This window comes from Vibrio sp. B172a, assembly GCF_030248355.1.
GTDB lineage: Bacteria > Pseudomonadota > Gammaproteobacteria > Enterobacterales > Vibrionaceae > Vibrio > Vibrio owensii.
The window spans coordinates 127,362-152,091 of the sequence record NZ_JAHGAC010000001.1 but is presented as its reverse complement, the minus strand read 5'-3'; the positions used below and the strand labels follow the sequence as shown (position 1 = coordinate 152,091).

The 24,730-nt window shown below is 45.4% G+C and carries 19 protein-coding genes and 1 tRNA gene; 9 read left to right on the top strand and 11 right to left on the bottom strand.

Annotated elements, in window-relative coordinates:
- Window positions 1–187: 187 nt before the first annotated feature.
- A complete protein-coding gene (locus KIT90_RS00560; RefSeq protein WP_017818669.1) occupies window positions 188–592 on the top strand; it encodes a hypothetical protein in 405 nt (134 codons plus the stop codon).
- An 89-nt stretch (window positions 593–681) separates the two neighbouring features.
- On the opposite strand, the gene KIT90_RS00555 is transcribed toward KIT90_RS00560, so the two are convergent.
- From KIT90_RS00555 to KIT90_RS00520, 8 genes are all read right to left on the bottom strand, one after another.
- On the bottom strand, window positions 682–1,473 hold the full coding sequence (locus KIT90_RS00555; RefSeq protein WP_005435702.1) for a slipin family protein: 792 nt from the start codon (window positions 1,471–1,473) through the stop codon (window positions 682–684).
- A 9-nt stretch (window positions 1,474–1,482) separates the two neighbouring features.
- Complete coding sequence (locus KIT90_RS00550; protein ID WP_285374432.1) at window positions 1,483–2,850, bottom strand: nodulation protein NfeD; 1,368 nt, start codon at window positions 2,848–2,850, stop codon at window positions 1,483–1,485.
- A gap of 229 nt (window positions 2,851–3,079) precedes the next feature.
- Window positions 3,080–3,445 carry a hypothetical protein gene (locus KIT90_RS00545; RefSeq protein ID WP_041060638.1) on the bottom strand — a complete coding sequence of 122 codons (366 nt, stop codon included), beginning with the start codon at window positions 3,443–3,445 and terminating at the stop codon, window positions 3,080–3,082.
- Entirely contained in the window at window positions 3,427–3,750 is a 324-nt protein-coding gene (locus KIT90_RS00540) for a hypothetical protein (RefSeq protein WP_285374430.1), read from the bottom strand. Before KIT90_RS00540 ends, KIT90_RS00545 begins: the two co-directional genes overlap by 19 nt.
- A gap of 185 nt (window positions 3,751–3,935) precedes the next feature.
- Window positions 3,936–4,301: a hypothetical protein gene (locus KIT90_RS00535; RefSeq protein ID WP_285374428.1), complete on the bottom strand. Its 366-nt coding sequence runs from the start codon at window positions 4,299–4,301 to the stop codon at window positions 3,936–3,938.
- A 463-nt stretch (window positions 4,302–4,764) separates the two neighbouring features.
- Window positions 4,765–6,432: a tetratricopeptide repeat-containing response regulator gene (locus tag KIT90_RS00530; RefSeq protein ID WP_285374427.1), complete on the bottom strand. Its 1,668-nt coding sequence runs from the start codon at window positions 6,430–6,432 to the stop codon at window positions 4,765–4,767.
- Window positions 6,433–6,496: 64 nt separating this feature from the next.
- Window positions 6,497–7,639 carry an EAL domain-containing protein gene (locus tag KIT90_RS00525; protein WP_045412218.1) on the bottom strand — a complete coding sequence of 381 codons (1,143 nt, stop codon included), beginning with the start codon at window positions 7,637–7,639 and terminating at the stop codon, window positions 6,497–6,499.
- Window positions 7,640–11,242, bottom strand: coding sequence for an ATP-binding protein (locus KIT90_RS00520; protein WP_285374425.1), 3,603 nt, complete (start codon window positions 11,240–11,242; stop codon window positions 7,640–7,642). It lies immediately after the preceding gene.
- Between the two features lie 259 nt (window positions 11,243–11,501).
- Between KIT90_RS00520 and KIT90_RS00515 the strand changes: the two genes are divergently transcribed.
- The 7 genes from KIT90_RS00515 (at window position 11,502) to KIT90_RS00485 (ending at window position 18,920) form a co-directional block, all read left to right on the top strand.
- Window positions 11,502–12,479: a cytochrome-c peroxidase gene (locus tag KIT90_RS00515; protein WP_285374423.1), complete on the top strand. Its 978-nt coding sequence runs from the start codon at window positions 11,502–11,504 to the stop codon at window positions 12,477–12,479.
- On the top strand, window positions 12,472–14,835 hold the full coding sequence (locus tag KIT90_RS00510; RefSeq protein ID WP_285374421.1) for an ATP-binding protein: 2,364 nt from the start codon (window positions 12,472–12,474) through the stop codon (window positions 14,833–14,835). The genes KIT90_RS00515 and KIT90_RS00510 overlap by 8 nt, the downstream gene beginning before the upstream one ends.
- Before the next feature lie 119 nt (window positions 14,836–14,954).
- Window positions 14,955–15,422, top strand: coding sequence for an OsmC family protein (locus KIT90_RS00505; RefSeq protein ID WP_285374420.1), 468 nt, complete (start codon window positions 14,955–14,957; stop codon window positions 15,420–15,422).
- Between the two features lie 76 nt (window positions 15,423–15,498).
- Window positions 15,499–16,380, top strand: coding sequence for a LysR family transcriptional regulator (locus tag KIT90_RS00500; protein ID WP_285374419.1), 882 nt, complete (start codon window positions 15,499–15,501; stop codon window positions 16,378–16,380).
- Between the two features lie 151 nt (window positions 16,381–16,531).
- Complete coding sequence (locus KIT90_RS00495; protein ID WP_285374418.1) at window positions 16,532–17,542, top strand: DUF2804 domain-containing protein; 1,011 nt, start codon at window positions 16,532–16,534, stop codon at window positions 17,540–17,542.
- Between the two features lie 9 nt (window positions 17,543–17,551).
- Entirely contained in the window at window positions 17,552–18,409 is an 858-nt protein-coding gene (locus KIT90_RS00490) for a sterol desaturase family protein (protein WP_285374417.1), read from the top strand.
- A gap of 103 nt (window positions 18,410–18,512) precedes the next feature.
- Complete coding sequence (locus tag KIT90_RS00485; RefSeq protein ID WP_032801934.1) at window positions 18,513–18,920, top strand: hypothetical protein; 408 nt, start codon at window positions 18,513–18,515, stop codon at window positions 18,918–18,920.
- A 186-nt stretch (window positions 18,921–19,106) separates the two neighbouring features.
- On the opposite strand, the gene KIT90_RS00480 is transcribed toward KIT90_RS00485, so the two are convergent.
- A tRNA-Gly gene (locus tag KIT90_RS00480) sits at window positions 19,107–19,181 on the bottom strand.
- A 328-nt stretch (window positions 19,182–19,509) separates the two neighbouring features.
- Here KIT90_RS00480 and KIT90_RS00475 point away from each other — a divergent pair.
- A complete protein-coding gene (locus KIT90_RS00475; RefSeq protein ID WP_005435718.1) occupies window positions 19,510–20,028 on the top strand; it encodes a DUF4136 domain-containing protein in 519 nt (172 codons plus the stop codon).
- Window positions 20,029–20,110: 82 nt separating this feature from the next.
- Here KIT90_RS00475 and KIT90_RS00470 read toward each other — a convergent pair whose 3' ends face one another.
- Together KIT90_RS00470 and KIT90_RS00465 are read right to left on the bottom strand one after the other, a co-directional pair.
- Window positions 20,111–23,674, bottom strand: coding sequence for a response regulator (locus KIT90_RS00470; protein WP_285374415.1), 3,564 nt, complete (start codon window positions 23,672–23,674; stop codon window positions 20,111–20,113).
- On the bottom strand, window positions 23,674–24,726 hold the full coding sequence (locus tag KIT90_RS00465; protein ID WP_020197073.1) for a two-component system response regulator: 1,053 nt from the start codon (window positions 24,724–24,726) through the stop codon (window positions 23,674–23,676). The genes KIT90_RS00470 and KIT90_RS00465 overlap by 1 nt, the downstream gene beginning before the upstream one ends.
- Between the last annotated feature and the right edge of the window lie 4 nt (window positions 24,727–24,730).

Here is a 24,730-nt window from a genome sequence, read left to right as displayed (position 1 = left end):
TTGATAATACGTGTTTCGTTTAAATCACTTTCTATTTTTTATTGAAAATAGAATTTGAACGCCTAAGAGGCAGGTTGGCATTCCCCGTACGCTGACGTTCAGAAATCGCAGAAAACACCAACGAGCTTGGTAGGATTATCAAATTACATTCATAATGAAAATAGATAAGTTGGTTGGAGGCTAGGGTATGAACGTAATCGAGGTATTTAACGACAGCTACGAACGCTGCGTAATCCATGAGGACTTCTTTGATTTGTTCTATGAGAACTTTTGGTCGAAAGGTGAGAACTTCAGACAAAAGTTCGATGGCGTGGACATGAAAAAGCAAATCCGGATGCTTAAAGGATCTATCGTGTTTGTGATGATGGCAGATACTTCAACAGACGCTCGTGACATGATGAGGAAATACGGCAATAAGCACGGACACAACAATATAGGCGTCGCCCCTGAAGATATCGATGTCTGGTTTGAAAGCCTGTTAGAAACCGTCGCCCAATGTGATCCTGACTTTGATGAAAGGGTCGAGTACGCGTGGCGTCACTGCTTTGAGACGGGTTTAGCAATTATGAAGAAAGAGTGCACCGACGCTTAAGTTCAATCAATGTTGAATTCGTAAAGGGAGTAGAACACAGCTACTCCCTTTTTTCTTTTTCCCACTTGCCTCTATCGTGAATGCTAGTATTACTCTTTCCCTTCTTCCGACTCTCCCTGATTTTTCTTCACTGCTTTGGCGATATCGGAGACTGCTTCGACGAGATTAATCGGCATCGGGAAAATGATGGTCGATGTCTTGTCTGTGGTGATTTCAGTGAGCGTCTGCATGTATCGAAGTTGCAACGCATTAGGTGCTTCGTTAAGCATTTCTGCCGCCTCTTTTAGCTTGTTGGAAGCTTCCAACTCACCAGTTGCGTGGATGATCTTCGCACGGCGGTTACGCTCGGCTTCGGCTTGGCGGGCAAGGGCACGCACCATGCTGTCGTTAAGGTCGACATGTTTCACTTCAACCGTTGCTATCTTGATACCCCAGTCATCTGTTTGCTGGTCGAGAATGGATTGCAGATCTTTGTTGAGGCGTTCGCGCTCAGAAAGCAACTCATCCAGTTCATGCTGACCAAGTACAGAACGTAACGTTGTCTGTGCTAACTGGCTGGTGGCATCGCTGTAGCTTTCAATATTGTTGATCGCCATTTGTGGGTCAACAACTCGGAAGTAAACCACGGCGTTGACTCTGACCGATACGTTGTCACGGGTGATCAAATCTTGAGTCGGAACATCCAATACGATGGTGCGTAAGTCGACACGAACCATTTGTTGAATGAAAGGAATTAATATGATCAAACCCGGTCCTTTCACTTCTTGGAAGCGACCGAGGAAGAACACTACGCCGCGCTCGTACTCACGCAGCACCTTGAACATTTGCGTTGCCAGCGCAACCAATAAAACAATGATAACGGCAACAGTGTAGAGCATCATAAGCGCCTCCTATTCCTTAGGGCGGTCACTGGGTTTCACGGTTAGGGTCAACCCTTTTATGGTTACCACGGTGACGTGGTCTCCTTGTTTGAGCTGTGCGTCAGCTTTGGCTTGCCACAAAGCACCATCCAGCTGGACAAGCCCCGCTCCATCTACAAAATCATCGCTCACAACTGCGAGCTTGCCCGGGTAGGTTTCTAGTCCAGTAGTGGCTTTTTTGCTGCGAATTTTAAGCAGCAAGCCAACGGTAATCACGATTAATCCAGCAGAGAAAATAGCGATACCAATGATCAATGGCAGAGCGATTTGAAAGCCGGGGATATCGCTGTCCATTAGGAAGATTGAGCCGAGAACAAACGCAACGACACCACCTAAGCCGAGTATGCCAAAGCTCGGGTTAAAGGCTTCAGCAATCATCAGAGCAATACCGAGCAGCAGTAACCCTAAACCAACGTAATTCACTGGCATCATTTGTAGGGCATACATGGCGAGTAACAAACATATCCCCCCGAGCACACCAGGTAAGCCGATGCCAGGGTTGTAGAACTCTAATAACAGTCCGTAAATACCAATCAGCATCAGGATGTAAGCCACGTTGGGATTGGTGATCACCGCCAACATTTCTGCACGCCAGTCGGGGACGCGCTCGACCCACGTTGGGTTATCTAACGTCAGCTTATATGGCTTGCCGTTCACTTTTACCTCTGTGCCATTAATAGTGCTAACCAAGTCTTCGGGAGAGTTAGCAATGTAATCAATAACGCTTAACTCTAGCGCTTCTGAAGCGTCTATGTTTGCAGCTTCGCTGACGGCTTTCTCTGCCCACTCTGCGTTTCTGCCATGCAAGCGAGCCAAGCCTTTGATATATGCTCTGGCGTCATTAATGACTTTCTTTTCCATTGCGGTTTTGGCGGGTACTTTATCGGAGTTTTTACCTGATGATTCATCATTCGATTCGTCATTGTCTTTGTCGTCGGCACTCGAAGGTTGCTGTGGTGCACCGCCAAGTGAAACAGGCGTAGCTGAGCCTAAATTGGTGGCTTCTGCCATCGCGGCGACATGACTAGCCAGCAGAATGTAGGTGCCAGCGCTGGCTGCCCGAGAGCCTGACGGACCAACCCAAGTTGCAATGGGCACGGAAGAGGTGGTGATGGCGTGAATAATGTCTCTCATTGAGCTATCAAGTCCGCCGGGGGTATCCATTTTTAGAATGATGAGGTCGACGCCGTTTTGCTGAGCCTCTTCAATCTCTCGCGACAGATAATCACTCAGAGCAGGACCAATCGCGCCTTTGACTGGCAATACCCAAACGGTGCTCGCTAGCGCTTGGCTGGCAAACAAGAGTAGAGGAAGAAGCCACAATCGTATCTGTTTCATACAGCCCTCCTTGTGTTACCACTGGGACTTATCAAAACACTATTTAAAGTATAGATACGAGAGGGAGGGAGAAGGGAATTAAACAACGTTTAATAACGTCAAAGAATTCATTGCACTGAATTTTGAATGAAAGTGGGCCATACAAACTTATCACGCTTCTCTGAGCACTTTAAGATAGGTTGTTTTTCATTGATAACCGCCTATCTCAAGCTTTTGAAACTGCTATGTTTTAAGGTCGATGCATGTATTGTTCATTGGTTTGGCAGATGTGTTCTGAGACTGGTTCATCTATTACTGGGTTTAGATTTACCAATAGGGCAGCGTTGTTGTCACAAATGGTTGTGAGCGATCCTGTTTGCGCGCTCCAACCTTTCACTCTCCAGTCATTGATAATGTTGTGCAATTCACTCTCTGAGGAGGCCGAGCCGAGGGCGCCTGAGAGAATATTGTAGGCATTTATGAGCTTTGCTTCTGCCATATACTGTGTTTGTTTTGTTGTTTCTATATACAAGTAGGCTGACGTTATCCAACCTGAAAAACTCAGTATTACTACTAATATGGTCAGCGGGGCTATTGTTAAAGATTGAGTCGGCATACTGTGGTTACCCCTTCGTCAGTCAAAATGCGTTTGAGTTTATCCCTGCCAAATTTGCAAAGCGTGGTTACTGAGCCAGTTTGTGCTGTCCAATTATTTTCGAACCAAAACTCCATGCTTGCGATAATGTCTTCTTGAGATTTATCTTCCTGAATCGCTTGAGCCACGATGTTATAGGCGTTTTCGCTCACCATACTTTCTAAATGATCTCGCTGTTCTTCCATATAGTTATAAAGCAGAAAGCCTGAGAAAAACCATCCTGAAAAAGATAGGGAAAATAGGAAGATAAGTTTCTTTCTGTTCATATTATTAATCCTCAATAACGTTTTTATTTATTTTGCGAAGAGTCTTTGTTTATTCTCAGAAATTCTCTGAGTGAGCCTCGACACAAAAGAGCACAAAATAATATTAGAGAATGGCGTGGACGTTATAGTCACATTGTTGCGTAGCGTCACCTTGCCGTTTTATTTCACGTACTTGCGTGCGGACATCATTGATTGGGTGATGTCCGTTTTTTATGCATTAATATGTGTCCTTTCTTTAATTCGAAGTGTTGTTTTGCAATGTCTGTGGGTATTCCTGTATTTCGCATGACCTTATTAAGGTTGATGCTGTTGTCGAAAAAGACATTGCGCTCTAGCTCCGAGACAGTGATTTGGCGCCCTGGGTTATCAAATAAATAGGAAATAAACCGAAAATTTATACTGCCATTGCGAAAACTGATGACCTTTTCATCGTTTAACCATAATGAGTAATCTTCTTTATCTAACTTAAGCTCGTTTTCTTTAACTTGAATCTGAAGACAAATAAGTAAGAAGAAAAGGCTATTCAAAAGAAGTAAAAATGGAAATAACACAGCACTTCTCCATTTGATTTGATATTCAACTCGGTGAGTTTTTTATTGAACCTGCTACGGATGTGTCACAACGATAAGTGATTTGAGAATAATACGTGAGTCATTTTGTACTATTTATAACCTTAGTTAATATAATTTAAACTTATTTAATCACTATCGCGTAAGATTACCGGTGTCACTTTGATTTTGTGAAGTTGCATTTTCTATAAACAAAGAAATTCACTTTATGGGACGTTGTGGTTCTTCAGAAAACCAGTAAACTGCGAAGAATCAACGACACTCAGACAAGAAGATAAGTGGGAAGTTATGATGTTAATTGCGATTCGATTGGTGAAGCTTGCCGTTATCTGTGCAGTGTTCTTCACTATCTACGATTTGATTGCGTTCGGTGAGGTGACTTGGATTAATCGTTTCTTCAACCTGTAATCCGAAATAAAAGGGGCATCGTGCCCCTTTTTGCTGTCTAGTTTGCCAGTTCTGGTTGCGTAGGTGGAGTGTTCACCACAGACATCTGTTGACATCGATCTTGAGCCAGAAACAGAAACTTGTCGTAGCCGCTTTTCTCAAGCTCTTCACTAGAAACCAATTGCTTCACAATGTTGTCGCAGCGCTTGATCAGTAACTCAACCTCTAATGACGATTTGTTGCTTGGAAAAGCTCGTGTCAGCACTTTGATGATGTTAATACACACGGTTCTTAGCAGTGGACAACGTGCTTGAAGCTCAATTAAGGCATCGATCAAAGCTTGGTAATCTTGCTCGGCTGCACGAATCTTTTTGTACTGTTCTTGCATCCAAGCTTGGCGCTCCGCGTTGTCGGTTTCTAACGAGCGACCAAGAGCAATTTTACTCGATAGAATCGTATCGCTTGAGTCGGTTTGTAGGTTTTCAAAACACCAAGTTATGGCTTGAGAAAACTCAGATTCGAAGTTCATCTCATGCAATAACCAAGCGAGATGAAACTGCGCATAAAAGTGAGCGAAAGGCTTACGACGATACAAATCACTGAGCACTTTAAACGCTGCAACGTACTGGTTTTCCTCAATCGCAATGTGTGCGGCAATCAAATCCAACTCGTCTTTAATTGCCTTGTTCTCAGGACCATTAGTGATGGATTTAAACAGACTTTTTGCCTGAGCTAGTAAATCCTCGCGACCTTCTAGTTTTCGAACACAATAAAGCAAAATTCGAATCAAGTTCAGCTTAGAGAAGGTGTTGTTGCGATAGGTATCTTTGTTGATCTCCATGTACGCGTGATAGTGCTGCAATGCTGAGTGATAATCGTGCTCTGCTAGGCACAAGTTAACGATCACCAGTTCACGTTCTGAATTGCCTTCAACCAAGCTGTTTGCTAGCTCTAAGTGTCTGATTGCGCTAGGCACTTCACGGTTAAGCATGTTGAAGTTTGCGGCACATTCACGGACTTCAACATTGTTAGGAGACTCTTCTAGCAAGGTACGTACTAGGCGTTGTGCTTCGTCGTTTTCACCCAGAGAGACCAGCGTGTTCGCCAAGCCAATTTTTGCCCAGTTAACGTCTTTGCGTTCAATGACTTGTTCGTAGACGATTTTGGCTTCGTGATGCAGCTTTAGGCGCGTTAAGAAATCGGCACGGAACTTCTCAATGATGAAGAAGTATTCTGGGTGGAAGGGTGCTAACTCGTCGCACGCTTCTAAGCCTGCATGAGCATCGTTCTTCAGCTCTGCTTCATAGATGGCTTGTAAGGTATTTTTACGCTTTACTGCGCCTGAAATACGCTCTTTTAACGTGATTGAGTTAAAGGGTTTAAGTAGGTACTCGTCGGGCTTGAGCTCAATGATCGCACGTACGATAGTGGCAGAGCTTTCCCCTGTTACCAGAATAAACACCGTATCATGGCTCAAGAGCTTAAGGTGTTTTAATTCTTCAAAGAGCTGTTTGCCGTTCATGCCGCGACCAAAGTTATAGTCACAAATGATCAGATCAATGCGCTCTTGATGGGCGATTGAAATCGCACCCTTAGCAAGACGAGCGGTGAAAATGCGTTTGTCAGAGAAGCCAAGTTTGGTCAGCATGTTTCGTAATGTGAGTACTACGATAGGCGCATCATCGACAATGAGCACATTGTATTGTGAGAAAGATTTGGTATTCATTTCAAAGTGATTCATCAAACAAAATCTAAGCGGCGAGGGCAGACCATACGCCACTTAGATTGAATTAGAACAAAGCTTCCAGTTGCTCAAACGGGACAGGACGACTGCGCACAAAACCTTGATACAGGTCGACGCCAATTTGACGAAGGTAGTAAAGCGTTTCATGATCTTCGACGCCTTCGGCTACCGACTTTAATCCCAGTGACTTTGCCAGCTGTAAGCTAGATATGGTCAGTTGTTGGCTCTTAAAATTGGTTAGCGCATTTTTGATGAACTGGCGATCAATCTTCAATTCCGTGTACGGCAAAATTGCCAGTTGGCTGAGAGAGGAGTAACCCGTCCCAAAATCATCAATCGCCAAACCGACACCTCTTAGGCGCAAGTTAGCTAGGTTGGCCAACGAAACCACGTCTGAATCGTAGACCTCATCTTCTGTAAGCTCTAACGTCACTCGTTCTGGTGCGATCTGGTATTGGTCGCACAAACCGAAAAACCGTTCGCTCATCGGTTGTTTAAGCGTCTTTTGGTTCATGTTGACCGACAAACTCACGCTGGTGTTGAGTTTAGCCAAATCACGTAAGGCGTTTTCCAGAACCAACCAAAACAGTTTATCCAGCTCATTACGGGCTTGGACCTCACTTAAAAACTGAGCCGGAGCTAACACGCCGTGTTCTGGATGAAAGCAGCGCACCAACGCTTCCAGCCCAACCAAACGGTTGTCGACTACGGAGTATTGCGGCTGGTAGTAATTGTGAAACCAACCTTGTTGGAACGCGGTATCGATATCTGTTGAGTTCATCAGCACAGGCAGCGCAACGATTTGTTCTTCGATGGTGTACTGCTGGAAAGCCGTCAATATCTGGCTCAGTTGTTCACAAGAAATCGGTTTAGTGAGTGCGCGTACAAAGTCATAGCCTGCCGACAAACACATGTTGTAAGTGATTTCGACCACATCCTGATTCATTGCACTCAAAATCACCACGCCTTTTGGACGCGTTTCTTCCGACAGCGTGCACAGCAAGTCCACGCCATTGATATCGGGCAGGTCGATGTCGCAGAACATCAAATCTACAGCTTGGTTGGTGCAGATTTTGCTGACCTCAGAACCTCGATGTACGATGGTGATTGAGCCATTAAAAAGACGATTAAGCAGAATCTTGAGATTGGTTGCTTGTAGTCGGTCATCTTCAACAATCAAAATGTTCAATTAGTTGTTCTCACTCAAATCTAGCCATTGTTTTGTGGTGGCTATGATGGTTTCTAATTCGTTAAGTAAAGCGGCGCGCGCTTGCTGTTCTTGCTCTGTACCTATGAGCGCTTCACACTGCTGGGCACTGTGCTTCAATTGAGTCAAATTCAATGCGGCGGCAGAACCTTTAATTCGGTGTGCGACAGACTTAAGACTCTCTTCGCCTGAATGAATCAATGCGATGTCGTTACTCAGCGCTTCACACACCACGAGTGCCATTTCTGCTTTTTCCTCATGGTGATAGGCATCCAACCAGTCACTTTGAGTCTCGCTAGAGAAGGACATCGCCAAATACTGCTCACACAAGGCTTTGAGATCGTCCAAGTTATAGGGCTTGAACAAGACCGATTCCATGCCGTTTTGCTCTGCTTTCTCAATCACATTGCGGGAGTTTTCTGCCGTACAACCCACAACGGGCAGTGAGGCAAATTCGCTGCTTGCTTTGAGTTTTTGTGTGAGTTGATAGCCATCCATATCCGGCATATGGCAATCACTAATAATCAAACTGATTGGCGCGAAAGCATCGTCGTCTTGAGCCTGCTTCAACAACTCAATCGCCTCACTCCCACTTGCTGCCAATTGGCAACACACACCAAGCTTTTCAAACTGGCGCTTAAACAACAGTCGGTTAATGGCATCGTCATCAACCACTAAAACTCGACCTTGCCATTGGCAGGCTGTCGGTTGTGTCCAATGATTTTGCATCGTCGAACTTGTGTTCAGCTTTTGCTGAATAAGGTCCGGATAAACATTGGAGTAGTGCGGTTCTGGCTCAATGACATGATGCTTGAGTTCAAACTCATCGAGTGTTACCTGCCAAGTGTTTAGCCATCGCTGTATCTGCTTGTCTTCGGTGTAAATCGGTCCCATTCCCGTTAGGTCGAGAGGCTGACTGGTCATCGGCAAACGCACGGTAATCCCTGTACCTTTGCCTTGTTTACTGTTCACCTCTATCGTGCCGGTCATGATGTCGACCAGTTTTTTCACGATAGACATACCAAGTCCTGTACCACCAAAACGACGGCTGATGCTCTTGTCACCCTGTACAAATGGTTGGAATAGGGCATCCAATTGAGCCTTGCTCATGCCACATCCGGAGTCTTGCACGGAGAACACAAGCTCGTTGGCATAGACGTGAATGTTCACACTGATTTTGCCTTTGTCTGTGAACTTAACTGCATTACTCAATAAGTTGTTGATGATCTGGTTAACTCGCAGCCAGTCGAGATTCACCAAGGCATAAGGCGTCGGTTGCCAATTCACCTCAAACGCTATAGCCTTTTGCTCCACCGCTTTTTCAAAGCTGCGCAAACTTGAGCTAAGCTCTTCATAGACATTGCCACTGTGCACATCTAACTGAAGCTGGTTCGCATCCACTTTCGAGAAGTCGAGAATGTCGTTTACGTGCAGTTGCAAACGCTCTGCCGACAACATCGCACTTTTCAGTAGTTCTTTGCTTTCTGGACGGTCGAGGTCTTGTTCCAACAGTTCCATCAGTCCGAGCATGGCAGCGATAGGGGTTCTAAGTTCATGGCTGATCACCGCAAGAAAGTGTTCTCGTGCCTCAATGGCTTGCATGGCTTTGAGGTTGGAGGCTTTCAATGCACACTCTTTCTTTTTCAGCTCAGTGATGTCATCAAATACCGTCATATGAAAACGTGTCCCTTCCTCTGGATGAAGGAGAGACTGCCTTCTCACTCGATAATGTTTTTTACCGAGAGAGCAGAGTGTGGTGACGATTTCATCCGGTACTGGGTAGTCCGTATCCTTGGTTAGCTTCAAAACCAATTCGCGTTGTTCATCTGTGATGTTGCTGTCGGTATTGCATCGTTGCAGCATCGACAAGTACGGTTTGTTGGCCAAGATTTGCTGGTTGTTATCGTCCGATATCAAAATCTTATTAGGGATATGATCAAGCACCGAAGACAACCATCGGTTTTGTCGCTGACGTACTTTGGTCTCGTATTCTTTACGCTTGATCTTACGAGTCAGATGCCCGGTTCTCAGAATGTAAATCAGCACGGCAACCAACAGCACACAGACACCGACTAGCGCCCAAATCACCACGATTTCTTTGTCGACACCATAATGGACGGTGACTTTGTCATGACGCTCCATGAGCTGCTTTAACTCGGCGTCTGTGGTGATTTTCAACACGGTGTTCAACACGCGGCGTAAGAACTCAGAGTCTTTTCTTAGCTCCATGCCCAGTCTTACTTTGAGCTGAATACCCGTTGGAGGTGTAACCGCTTCAAATGTCTTGCCTTGCCCATCGTAATAGTGGTTATCGATTAGGCTCTGATTCACGAAAGCATGGGAAATCTCACCTTCTTCAAACGCTGCCATCAAGTTATCGAAATCACGATAAACTTCCGCAGAGGAATACTCCGAGTGATCGAGAAAATGCGGGTAAAAGTTACCTGAACGATCCAAAATAGCCACGTTTTCTTCAGCGTTCGAATTGAGCGACTTAATGTAGCCAAACTGCAAGTAGCCCAGAGTTCTGGTCGTGATAAATCGTTTCTTGTCGGTTAAGGCAATGTTGCGCGCAGGCAGTAAATCGACGAGGTTTTCTTGCAGCATCAAGTCAACATCGCGCCCATTAGCTGGCACGTATTCGAACTTGATCATGCTCTTTTGTTCCATCAGCTTTAGCAGATCATGAACATAGCCTTTTATCTCGCCCGTTTTAGGATCGAGATAAGACAGCGGATACACATTATCTTGAATTGTGTAGCGTACCGTCTGATGACCTTGTTGCTGCTCTAGAATATCGAGCATCAATTCGTTGTGCAGAATATTGATATTAGCTTCGATGTGCACACGACTGTGTTTCGATTCTTTCGAGTGTTTGATGTACTTAGTGATGATATCCATCAACTGAGTGGACTCTTTTCCGGTAAAAATCGTTACTTCTCCCGGAGTGAGGGATTTGTTGTACACGACTTTACCCGTCAGTTCACCTTTCGGGTTTTTGAATCCATAAGAGCTCAGCGTCGACAAACCGACCACGGCAGCATCAGCTGCACCACTATTCAGCGATGCCGTCATCATCATGTTATTACGCACAGAATGGACGTGTTTAAAGCCAAGTACATCAATCTGGTCGCACGCACTTGAATCTTGCACACACACCCATTTGAGCTCGTCTAGCGGGGTATTCTCTAATGCGCTGTCACGCAACCAAACCAGTCTCAATGTGTGAAATATTGGATCAGAGTACAGGAAACGTTCTGCACGCTTTTTAGTTGCAACAAAGCCAACGGTGAGGTCTATCTCTCCGTTTTCTAAGCCATCGAATAGTGTATTTAACGTTCTATACGGGACGTACTCTGCCTCAATGTTTAAGTCGTGCAGCATGGTCTCTGCGTACTCGATATTGATGCCTTCTTTTGAGGCAAGATCACCCCAGTAAGGTAGCCAATCTCCCTCAAGTACACCGACTTTTAATGTGCTTTGATTGTCCAGAAATGTTCTGTCTTCTGCGTTTAAGAAATCACGAGCAGATGCATTGAATGACAGAGCGGTAAGTAGTGCAGCAATGAATGCGAACAGTTTCACTATTTTATGTTTTCCAGCCAAGAACCGAATTCAAAATGGGGCGGAATCGTATAGGTTTTCACCGCGTTCTCCAATCAAGGTTGTTTGTCTTGTCGACAACATACGCTTGATATACAACTCGATGAGTTCTGAGAGGATCAGGACGATTAATTATCAATAAGTTATGAGAGGAAGTTCAATATCCCCACGAGCCGTAATGGAAAAAAACTTAAAAGCAACTAAGTTCATATTAAGAGGTTAGGTAAGGATACCCAGAATTATGAACAAAAGGCTTACCACAAAAGGGTTATGTGGATGTTTGATGATAGGTTTTAGCGCTTCGGTTATTGCTGGTGCAACGCATGATGACGAAGTGAACTTTCAGTTGGTGCAACCAATTGATGGCGAACCTAAGATCGACATGGATCTAGCTCGAGTCGGTTGGCACTTGTTCCGAGACCCAAACTTATCTTCCAACGGGACAATCAGTTGTGAAACTTGCCATGATCTTTCAACTAACGGTGCAGAACCAACCGCGGTTTCTACCGGCGTGAATGGTGTCGGCAACCGCAACTCGATTACTGTTTTTAATGCGGCTTTAAATTATCGTTTTCTCTGGGACGGCACGGCGAACTCTTTGATGGCTCAAATCGATGGCCCGGTTCAAAACCCATTAGAGATGGATTCGAACTGGCAGGATATAGAGCAATATGTACAGTCGAATACCTCTTACCAAGCTTTATTTAAGCAAGCCGCCAATCGAGCGATCACTGTCAACAATATCAAAGGTGCCATTGTTGAGTTCGTTAAAGGACTGCAAACGCCAGGCGCGCCTTTTGATTCTTATTTACTCGGCTACTCTCACACTTTGGACGAACAAGCGATTCGGGGTTGGAATACCTTTCAACAAGTCGGTTGCGTTCAGTGTCATCAAGGTAAGAATGTCGGTGGTTCAATGATTCAGCGCTTTTCCTACTTCCGAACCCAAGACGAAAGCCTCGATACAGGGCGTCACTTAAGAACAACGGATGGCGAGGATAAGTACTATTTCCGAGTCGCGAGCTTACGTAACGTGGGGCAAACCAGCCCTTATTTCCACAACGGGCAAGTCGATGAGCTTTCCGAAGCCATTCAGATCATGTCGCAAACCCAGCTGGGAGTGACCATGAGTGACGACAAAGTGGCAGACATCGAAGCGTTCTTAAACACGTTAACGGCGCCGAGACCCGCGATTTTAGAGGTGTTTGAAAATGAATAAATTCCGATTACTCAACGCCTTTCTTTTCATCGTTATTGCAGCAATGATGGTGCTGGCGTACATGACGCATGTGAATTCCAAAAACACACAGGGTCTACATGCTTCGTTATCTGAGATTGGTCACCATTTGATTGAGTCTCGTGACAGTGTCGTGAATCGTTATTCTCTTCGAGAGCGAAAGAACTACGAAATCACCCAAAGCTTGGTGGAATTAGAGATTGCCGCCGAGAATTTGTGTACCGATTTTAAGCAATCCATTTGGTTTAGTTTCACCCCAACCAAAACGCGCGTGCAAAACATCGTCGTCCAATTCGATGGCAAGGTACGCGATGCGACGCAGACGCTAGATATGTTGGTTGGCGTTCAAGTGGCAAACCAATATGAGATGCACACTCTGCACAACATTTATAAGCAGCAGTTTGAAGTTACCAATGAAGATGCTTGGCTTGAACAGCATTATTTTGAATTCTTGACCAATGCCGCCCTAGAGGGGGAGAACGCGCAAAGCCAAAATATCGCCTTATTCCTTGATCGACTACGAGAGAGCGAACGCAAAATTGAGTTGCTCACCAACAAGATTTTGGAAAGTCACTATTTTGAATTTGTTGAATACTCGGAGCATCAACTTTTAGAGATTGCTCAGCGTGAAGCAAGGCTTACGTGGGTGTTCGTTCTGTTATCCATTATCTCTTTGGTGGCAGTATTTGTGCTGCAAACTCAGCACCGTGTAAACAAACTGAAGCAACTCAATGACGACTTAACCGAAGCCACAGAAAAAGCGGAGCGGGCAGCAAAAGCCAAATCACAATTCTTAGCAACCATGAGCCATGAGCTAAGAACGCCCATGAATGGGGTGTTGGGTATTTCGCAAATCATTGCCAGTGAGACCAAGGAGAAGGGGACGAAGGAGCACGTTCAGGTGATTTTGGACTCTGGTCAGCATCTGATGACGATTCTTAATGACATTTTGGATTTCTCCAAAGTTGAAGAGAACAAGTTGGAGCTTGAAGCCGCACCATTCAATTTACCCCAAGTGCTCACCCCAGTTTGTAGTGCGATTCAGCCTTTAATCGAAGAGAAAAACATTCAGCTTTACGTCGAGAACGAAGTGCCAGAAAACATCGAGTTTAATGGTGACTGTGCGCGCATTCGACAGATACTGTTTAACCTTGCAGGCAATGCGGTCAAGTTCACCAGTGATGGGCATGTACTGATTCGAGCAGAGTTGGACGAATCAAGAAAGCGCTTATTGTTGTCTATTAACGATACGGGCATTGGTATTCCGGCTGACAAGCAAGACCGTATCTTTAACTCCTTCGAGCAAGCGGATACCTCCACCACACGTAAGTTTGGCGGCACAGGGCTTGGTTTAGCGATTGTGAAAAAGCTAACGGAATTGATGGGTGGTGAGGTCAAGCTTAAGAGTGTAGAGAGCATTGGTACTCAGTTTTTAGTCGAACTCCCAATACCTTGGGAAGAGAAGGCGTTACCTAAAGCGGCGGATACCAAAGTCAAAGTCCAGCGCGAAAACAAACGTAACCTGCACATTCTTCTAGCCGAGGACAACCGAGTCAATGCGATTGTAGCGAAAGGATTCTGTGAGAAGCTAGGGCATACGGTCGAGATTGCTGAGAATGGTCTAATTGCGACTAAGAAAGCGCAAGAGAACCAATATGATTTGATTCTTATGGATAATCATATGCCGGAGATGAACGGGGTTGAGGCGACCCGCTTTATCCGCGAAAAACTTGGCGTGAATACCTTATTGTTTGCCTACACCGCCGATGTGTTTAGAGAAGCGCACGATAACTTCATTGAAGCAGGGGCGGATCATGTACTGACCAAGCCGCTGCAACGAGAGAGTTTTGCTGACGCACTCAAGCAGTTTGCTTCGCGTTTACCAACCCAAGGTGATGATGCACCAGAGCAAGCTGACAATATTGTTCAATTGCATCGTGAGCCAATTGAGAAGCTCAGACTGACCGAAGAGGAACTGACTCATTCAGAAACTGTCGAGATCCTCAAACAGGAACCTGAAGCCTTGGTAGATTTACTAGAAAGCATAGTGAATGACTTTGAGAAGTCGGTCGACGAGTTGATTGAATTCTTCATGGCGGAAGAGCTTGAAGCGCTCCACAGTACCTTGCATACCACCAAAGGCATGGCGCTAAACTTAGGTTTGGATACGCTAGCAAATCAAGCGCTTGAAATTGAAACCCAAGTGAAGAACAAACAAATTCCGGATATTGAACAACTGCAAAAGTTGATTAACCGATTGCAGGTGAATGTGCATCAAGGGCAACGTCTTATTGACCAATCTCGCAAACAACAGGCAGACACAAATCAGGTGATTTAATGGCTTAGCGCACGTATTTCATCCCTGCTCTTGGGGTACGCTTTGTGCTGTGGTTTACTTGGGACCTTATTCATGGAGAGTCGCCTTATTAGGCATACCTCACAGCACAAGGGATGGTAATGAGTACACACACCGCAGTTATCCGATGGCAACGTCAGGCCAACGAAATCTTTAGCGACAATCAATACAGCCGAGCACACGTTTGGCAGTTTGACGGCGGCGTTACCGTTCCGGCATCCCCATCTCCTCAAGTTGTCCCGCTACCACTTTCGGTAGAAGAAAACGTCGATCCAGAAGAAGCGTTTATTGCTGCGTTATCGAGTTGTCATATGTTGGTTTTCCTTTCTATTGCCGCTAAGCGTCGCTATGTAATTGATTCGTACGTGGATGAAGCAATTGGGGAACTGACGGCAGGAGAAAACAGCAAAGAGTGGGTTTCTAAAGTTGTGCTGAGACCACGCATCGTTTTTTCTGGAGATAAACAGCCGACACGTGAACAGTTAGAAAAAATGCATCATCTGGCGCATGAGAACTGTTTTATCGCCAATTCCGTAAAGACCGAAGTCGTGACTGAAATTCTCGATTAGCGTCGTTTAGATTATTTCAATATTGACAAAAGTCTCTCCTCAATTATGGTTACAGCAACAAAAGTGAGGTAAGACGATGTTAACGCGTTCCGATGATCTAGAAATCCTATTAACGGTTGTAGACTGTGGTGGCTTTTCCGCTGCGGCAGAAGCATTAGATGTGCAAGTGGCAAGAGTTTCACGCTCAGTCAGTCGTCTTGAACAACAGCTTGGCGTTTCTTTACTAAACCGCACAACACGTCGCGTTGAGTTAACTGATGAGGGGCGCCGATTTGTCGAGCATGTGCGCACCGCAATGCAGTACATTCAGCAGGCGGAAGAGTGCATTCTCTCGTTAGGAGAAACACCTCAAGGGACACTGCGTGTGGATGCAGCAAGTCCATTCGTCTTCCATCAACTTGTTGACCTGATCAAACCTTTCCGTGAAGCCTATCCGCAGATTGAATTGGTGCTGACGTCCAACGAAGGTTTCGTTGATCTATTAGAAAAGCGCACTGATGTGGCGATTCGTATCGGTAAACTGTCTGATTCTACTTTGCATGCAAGAGCGCTGGGTAAGAGTGAGTTGTATTTGGTTGCCTCACCGGATTACCTCAAACACAGAGGGATTCCACAAAAGCCAACTGACCTTGCTCATCACGACATTATCGGATTCACTGAGCCGAAGATCCTCAACAAACTGCCATTAAAAGGCGCACCAGAGATAGAGCCAAATTTGCTTTCCAGTAACGGTGAGACCATTCGCCAACTGGCGCTAGCAGGCAATGGCATTGCGTGTTTGTCCGGTTTTATGGTGCGTAAAGACATGGAAGAGGGGCGCTTGGTGCCGATATTGGAATCAGACAAAATCACTAATACCGGTCGTGAACAGATCAACGCGGTTTATTACAAATCTTCATCTGTCTCATTGCGTATTTCTGCTTTCCTTGATTTCATCCAACCCAAGTTAAAGCTCTAATTAACCGTTCAATGGTCTGAATATGAGTGACTGGTTTCACACTTTAGTCCATTTGAAGCCGAGAACTGAACCAATGTTGTGCAGTGGCGCAAACTGTTTGTTGTTAAATTAATGTTAATATCGAATGGTGTGTCATTGATTAATAGCGAGCATGGATGTGCAAACGCCTTTGAATCCCTTCATTCAAGCGAATGGATTACCTCAATTTGGTCATTTAGCATCGATTCCCGAATCGCTTCAGTTGGATGCGTTTCAGTATCTTAATGAGATGGACCAGCCTGCATCGAGTTGGCGAAAGCGATTCGACTATAAGCAGTTCCAGTTCGTCTCGATCGTGACAGAGAAATACATCATTGGTGTTGCGATTGCCGATATTCGCTATTTGGCGTCTGGCTTTTGCTATGTGTTTGATACAGAAACCCATGAACTGGTGGAGCAGCAATGGCTAAAGCCGCTCAACATGGGCTATCAAACACAGCCTTCTAGTTGGAACAGTCACGCCTATCTCGCTAATGATGCCATTCAATTTAAGATTGAACATGGACTATGGCACATACAGCTTTCAACAGACCTTATTCAAGCTGATTTGAGGTTAAAACCTGAGTCAGAAAGCTTGCCTTTGATGCTCTGCACGCCAACCGCGTATTCCGGATGGACCTACACCCAAAAACACAACGCGCTCGCTGTTCAAGGTGAAATGAGCGTGAGAGGGCAACCGCAAGAGCTAACCAATGCAGTTGCTGGGTATGACTTCTCTGCCGGGTATATGCGAAGAGAAACCAGTTGGCGATGGGCGAGCATTAATCATCACAGTGAAGACAAACGGATAGGGCTGAACTTTGCTGCTGGAGTCAACGAAACCGGACATTGTGAAAACGTGATTTGGATTGATGGCGAACGGTATTTGATGCCACCTGTCCAATTCGAATTTTCTCGCCTCCATCAAGAAGCGTCATGGCGAATTACGTCACAAGACAAGCGCATCGACTTGATCTTCAAACCTAAAAATCAGCGCTCAGAGAAAAAGAACTTCTGGTTTTTGAAGAGTAACTTTCGTCAGTTTGTCGGTTATTTTTCTGGCTATTTGATTGATGGCAATGGCATTAAACACGAACTTGAAGAGGTGATGGGACTCACCGAAGATCACTACGCGAAATGGTAGGAACGGACTATGGAATGGTCACAAATTACGGAACATCCTGATTTATTGTTGATGTTGCTCGCGCCAATATTTTTTCTTTGCATTGCTGCAGAATATTGGTTTGGACAGCGTGGTGGAAGATTACCTGAGAGTGCTCGATATTATTTACCCGAAGTGGTGTGTAACTTTGTATTGGCTGGGCTTCATCAAGCGACAGATATCTTAACAGGGCTGCTTATCGCCAAGCTGTACTTATGGTGGTTTGGTTGGCGTTTGTTTGATATCGAGATGACGGTTTCTACCTTCCTACTGCTAATGGTCTTACAAGATTTCTTCTATTACTGGTTCCACCGAGCAAGTCATCGTATCCGTTGGATGTGGGCGGCACATGTGGTGCACCACAGTTCTGAGCGTATGAACTTCAGTACCGCATTTCGTCAAAGCCTGATGTATCCATTGGCCGGCATGTGGTTGTTCTGGTTGCCACTGGTCATTATTGGTTTTGATCCTAAGTGGGTGGTGTTTGTTGTTCTGCTCAATCTTGGTCTGCAATTCTTTGTTCATACCCAATCGATTCGTTCTCTTGGTCCTTTAGAATGGGTCTTCAATACGCCATCTCATCACCGCGTTCATCATGGTGTGAATCGTCAATACATCGATAAGAATTACGCAGGCGTGCTGATCATCTGGGATCGCATGTTCGGGACGTTCGAGCCTGAAGTTGAAACGGTTCGTTATGGCATCTCAAAACCTGTTAACAGCTTTAATCCTATTACCGTGACGTTTGCTGAATGGAAAGACATGCTCAAAGAAGTGACTCGTCCTAATTTATCTTGGCGTCAGCGCTGGCGGTGTTTGTTTGCATCTCCGTCTGACACCTTGGAATAGCCGTTTCTTATGATTAACTAAACGCCATACCATTTATTCTTGACAGCATTCGGTAATGTTGCTTTAATGCGTACGGTGTTTTGTAAGTTTTAAGGGACGGACGATGACATTCAATCGAGTTTTCTCAATTGTAACGATGACCGCCGCTATGCTCGGCTCTGGGTACGCATACGCAGCTCCTGCTTTTAGTGCAGATCAGCTGTGTAAAGCAGGGTTAGCACTGGCGATAGATAAGCAGCCCCGCGGGATTAAAACGGCGGGAACGTCAGGTCAACGTATTTTGCTGGCTTTGAAAAATGGCAAAAATGATTGGGATTATCGCTGCACGGTAAATCGTCAAAATCGTACGTTAAAGATTGACGCTAGAGACTTGAAGCGAAATGACAAATACCTTGCTCAAGCCATACGTTATCGCGTCAATGAAGGGAAGCGATCGGTCGAAGTCACCATGAAGAAACGCGCTGGTGGCGGGCTGAAAAACGACACGTTCACGACACTTCAGTTGGATTAACCCCAAAGATATGGGGAACATTATAACGAAGACGCGCCCCTGTATTTTGCAGGGGCTTTTTTATGCCTGCAGCTTGAGGCAGTAAATACAAGAGATCGATTACAGCCACAGCGTGATAGCAGTGAAGTAAGAATTTAAAGGGTAGGTTTGGGAAATCTGAGAAAAAGATTAGCTTAAAGGAAAGCTTGGAGCGGGCAGCGGGAATCGAACCCGCATCATCAGCTTGGAAGGCTGAGGTAATAGCCATTATACGATGCCCGCGCATCAATAGGACTCATTCAATATGCCAGATTAAATTCAAAAGAAAAGTCTTTTTTGCTCAATGAGTTGCTTAATGAGCAAATAAATACCAATTCGCTCAAAAAGCGCACGATGGCGTTGGCGATAGGTAACTCCAAATATCGAACCGTTTTCTTTGTCAGGCAGTTATTTACTCTGTTCTTCGTCTCTCTCGCGTCTTGAATTTGAACACTTGGCATTCATGGTCAAGACTAAATGTTGAAATGATTCAATTTTTTCCCACACACGTAAAAACGAATACCACCATTTGCCGAGAGAGACCGGCACGATAATACAGAGGAGAAAGGGTATGTGGAAAGGTTTACTGGCAACACTGTTTGCTATCTCGGTAACGGCTTGTACAACGGTGACGACAGACGTCGACAAGCAAGCGGATTTCTCATCCTACAAAACGTTTGATTTTGGTGAGCAGTCTGAAACCCCAACCAGTTTGGACGCACGAAGAATCGAACAGGGATTGGCTGCTCAACTGGAATCAAAAGGGTTGTCGCGCGTGCAAAGCGGCGGTGACCTTTATGTGCATCACGACATCATCAAAGAGTCCGAATTGGTGTCATCGGGTTCTAGCTTTAGCGTTGGTTACGGATGGAACAGCTTTGGCGTGATCACTTCTAGCCCTGAGCGCTATAAAGAGAAGAAGTACGGCAAGCTTGTTGTTGAACTTGTTGATACCAAAGCTAACCAAGTGGTGTGGAAGGGTGTTTCTAGCCGCAAGCTAACCGAATCAATGAGTACGGAAAAGCGTGAAGAGCTAATCTCGGAAGAAGTGATGAAGATGTTTGAAAACTACCCTTACGGTAAGAAATAGCTCGGCTCAAGCACGAACTAATAGCCCCGTCCGGCATGAGTCGAACGGGGCTATTTTGATCGTGGGTTTCATCATTGCTCCCTCACGAGTTACTCAAACCATCGGATGTATTGAGGATTTCAAGCGCGAGGGAGAAATCATACTGTTCTGCTGCTCTTTTAAATTTATCGAAACAAGAGGCCGCCAATCCGAGCTGTTTGCCGCTATGAACGCTACTCAAGTGATTAAGCACCTCGGTGTCATCATTAAGCAGTAGGCGTTTCAACATTTCGAACGTCTCTGGATTGAATGATTCGTCACTCTGAACGGGCTTTTCTTGTGTATTGTTTTCAATGGCTGACAATACCTGAGTGCAGACGCTCGTTAAGGACTGGACAAGAAGTACTTTGTCTTTTGCACTGACGTTCTCTTTTTCCAATCGCGTGCATAGTGCTTGAATTTGCTTGAGTCCGACACTGCCACTGAGCCCTTTGATGGTATGAATGGCTCTGCCTACCTCGTCAGTATTCATTTCATCGAAGCTAAACGATTTGTATTGGTGAGCAAACTTTTGTAATACCGACAGATACAGCGTGCCATTTCCTGCTGTGACTCTGATGCCTTGTTCAATATTCAGTTCAGGTATTTGAGAAAGCGCTTCCTTGATGGCAATTGGCATCTCATTTGTAGGCGTTTGCGTCTCAATACTATTGCCGCCATCAGTACACAGTAGCTTCGCTAATGTCGATTTCAGCAATGGAATATCTATGGGTTTATGCAGCACACAATTCATGCCTGCATCGAGGGCTTTTTTCTCATCTTCAGCTAAGGTATTGGCCGTTAATGCGATAATTGGCAACTCGGTAAGCTTTAGCTTCTGTCGGATGTTTTGGGTCGCCTGATATCCATCCATAATTGGCATCTGACAATCCATTAAGACGGCATCGAAGTTGTGTTTAACCAAAAGTTCTAAGGCTTCTTTACCGTGGTTGGCGATTTGCACAACGCAGCCCACATTGACTAGAACATCTCGCACTAACTCTTGATTAATTCGATGGTCTTCAACAACAAGAATTCGTTTTTTCGTCAAGCTTGAACCTGAACTTGTGGTGGCAGGAGAAGGCGCTTCACTCTCACTTTGGAAAAGGGTATCCAAGCACTCAGAAAGCACTGTAGTTGTGAAAGGTTTCCTGAGTAGCTCATCATATTTGACGTCAATAGAGTCCAATTGGTGTAGAACGTGCGCAACACTGGTATTAGTGACCAAAAGCACTTTGCTATTCGGCACATCAAGGCTTCGAAGCTGAGAGAGCATCTTGGTAATTAAGTGGGATTGGGCGGGTAGGGTGACCAAAAGGAGTGGAGGGAGCTTAAGTTCAGAATCTATCATGTCTTTTAGGTCAGCAAAGCCCTCACAACGGATGTTCAGTTGTTGCAATTGACCTTGTATGAGCAAGCGAGACTCTTTACAAGCATCGACCAAAAACGCGCGGTTAGGCACGTGGTCGAAGTTTGGACACGGAACGTCTTCATTGCAATATTCGAGTTCAAATTGAACTTTAAAGGTTGAGCCTTTTCCTAGCGTACTGGTCACTGAGATTGTCCCCTTCATCAAATCGATGATGTTTTTCGTAATGGCTAAACCGAGCCCTGACCCACCGTATTTTCGCGTTGTTGAGGTGTCTGCTTGAGAGAAACTATTAAACAGCTTGCTGATCTGTCCGGGTGTCATGCCGATACCTTCATCCTCGACAACTAACTCCAAGGTACTGTATTGCTTGGTTTTACGAAGCAAATTCAAACGCAATGTGACTTTGCCTTGGTGAGTAAACTTGATGGCATTAAACCCTAAGTTCAGGATGATTTGCTTGACGCGGTAAGGGTCGCCTATCAAGGTTTGCGGTAAGTTTTGATCGACAGAGAGTAATAGGTCGAGAGATTTATCCTGTGATTTGACTGACAAAATATCGATAGCTTGATCGAGTAATTCATCGAGAAAGAAGGGCGTACGTTCGAGCTCTAGTTTTCCTGCTTCTACTTTCGAAAAGTCCAATATGTCATTTAACAATCGCAACAAGGATTTCGCTGAGCGATGTACCTTCTCAATGTAGTTCTTTTGATGTTTATTGAGCTCTGATTCAAGAACAAGATGACTCATGCCTATGATGGCATTCATCGGCGTTCTAATTTCATGACTCATGTTGGCTAGGAAGCTCGATTTTGCTTGATTAGCAGATTCGGCATCATCACGTGCTTCTTGCAATGTCGCCGCCATCGCTTGAAGTTCGATTTGTGAGCGACGCATGGTATAGGCGAGTAAGATGATTGCCAGAATGAACACGAACGCCGAATAAATGAGATATTGCGACACTTGTTTGAATTGCGACACCTCGGCAAAACGCAGCTCTCTTAAGTGGTCAAGCTGGTCGTCTGCTTTGGTCGCGGCCATGACCATTTTGCCTGCAATATCGTTCAGTTGTTGGGATACCTCGACGACATCTAAAAAGTGCAGCTTATACGCCTCAATTGAGCTAGGCACAGATTCAAACAGCGCATTATTGCTCTCTTCAACCAAAAAAGATTGGATGCTACGTGTGTGTGCTTGTGCTTTCGCTAACGCCTCTAACACAATCAGTTTGTGTTTTTCCTTTTCTTCGGCTCGAGTCGAGATCATGAAGTCGCGATCTGCTTGTCTCGCCTTTCCGACTGATTGTTTAAGTAGCGTCGCTTGGATGCCTGCTTCAAGGCTCATGTTCATGTCACTTTCTAGGTTGGCAACATTGGCTTGCGCTTGAATCAGGTCCTGCCTGATGCGTTCACGCAATGCATCCACGCTCCGAGCGAGTTGTTCAGAAGAGGATCTCAGGTTTTTAGATGTGGCTTCATTGTCTGCGCTTTGATTTACCAAGCTTAAGGCTGATGAATAATGCTTTTGCGAGTTCTTCAGCGCTTGAACGAGGGTTAATTCGTATTTGTTGTGCAGCGCTTCAGAGAGCGTTTCTGTAAGCTGTTCAAGTTCGTCCGTGTACTTGATGGCATCGTTGAGGTCCCTGTCTCTGCCGAATAAAAGAAACTCTAGACTCGCAGAGCGAATGGACTGGGCGGTTAAGTTTATCTCGTAGCTGAGTGATTCGTGCTCGGCCACACGAACCATCATGTCTCGGTTTTGAAGTTCTTCCTGTTTGTCTGATACGACTTTAGAAGCGAGGCGTTTTTGTAACTCTCGGGTTTGTGTGGCAACGGTTGTCGCATCCTTTTCCATCACAGAAAGGCTTTGTTTTTGTTGTTCTGTGAGGGTTTTATATTGGGTGAAGAGTTCCTGATAGTCTTCTACGTAACTAAGTAAAGAGTCATCGATGAGGTCGTTTGATACTGAGTTCTCTTCAAAGCTCTGCGCGAGTTTTTTGGTCTCTTCGATAAAACGCTCTGCTTTAGCTGCGTCTTCCAACTGACGATCGCGCGTGTAGGTGAGCTCATATAATCTCGCGTTATCAAGTGCCAGCAAGAGTTGCCCCGCGAGACCGTACCTCTCTATTGAACCAAAGGTTTTATTGATACTGAAACCAGCGAACAAGCCCACGATACAAAACAGCGCAATAACGAACCCAAAACTCAACAGGGTTCGTTTTGCTTGTTTCGAGACTTTGTTTTCGCCTTCTCTGGTCATTACGCGTTAACTCTCAAAGCTTGGGGCTCAACATCCGAATAACGCGCCATTATTTTTTTGATTTCAGGAATGAGAGAGATAAAAACAGGCACCAGTTTTGGGTCAAAGTGGGTACCCGATTCCTTAGTCAGAAGCGCGCATGCTTCGGGAATCGACCATGCTCGTTTATAAGGTCGTTCACTGGTTAAAGCGTCAAACACGTCTGCAATGGCAACGATTCGAGCAGAAAGGGGAATCTGCTCCCCAGAAATACCTTTCGGGTAGCCGCTTCCATCCCACTTCTCGTGATGCGCGATGACGACTTCTCTCGCAAGGTTAAGGAGAGGAGAATCGTGCTTGCCGAGGATCTCATAACCATATTCCACGTGTCGTTGCATCTCTTCCCATTCATCTTCATCGAGGCGAGAGGGCTTGAGTAGTACGGCATCGGGTGTTCCGATTTTACCGATGTCATGCATGGGGGCGGCGGTAAAGAGCAGTTCACACCATTCCTCATCAGCGCCAATGGCCTCTGCCAGCAATCGGCTGTAGTGGCTCATTCGAATCACGTGCATGCCTGTTTCGTTGTCTTTGTACTCGCCAGCCCTTGCTAAGCAGTTGATGATCTCGAGTTGGTTTCGAGCAAGAAGGGCGGTTTTCTCTTTGACTTGAGCTGCTAGCATTCGGCTTTTACTGTAAGCCAGCAGCTGTGATCGCACTCTTACTCGAAGTATGGCTGGGCTAATCGGTTTGGTTATGTAATCCACCGCGCCAATATCAAAGCCGAACTGTTCATCATCGTCATCGGATTGTGCGGTTAAAAACATGACCGGAATAGCGCTAGTCAAAGGGTTCGACTTCAAACGCTTACATACCTCAAAGCCGTTCATTTCAGGCATGACAATGTCGAGCAAGATGAGGTCAGGTTTTGGCTCTTGCAGTGCGATTTGCAAGCCGCGTTCACCGTTGATCGCAGCTTTGACTTGGTACTCTTCGTTCAGCACGTTAGAGATGATCTGAATGTGCTCGGGTGTATCGTCAATGACCAAGACCGTAGGTTTAGTCGTTAGCATGGTT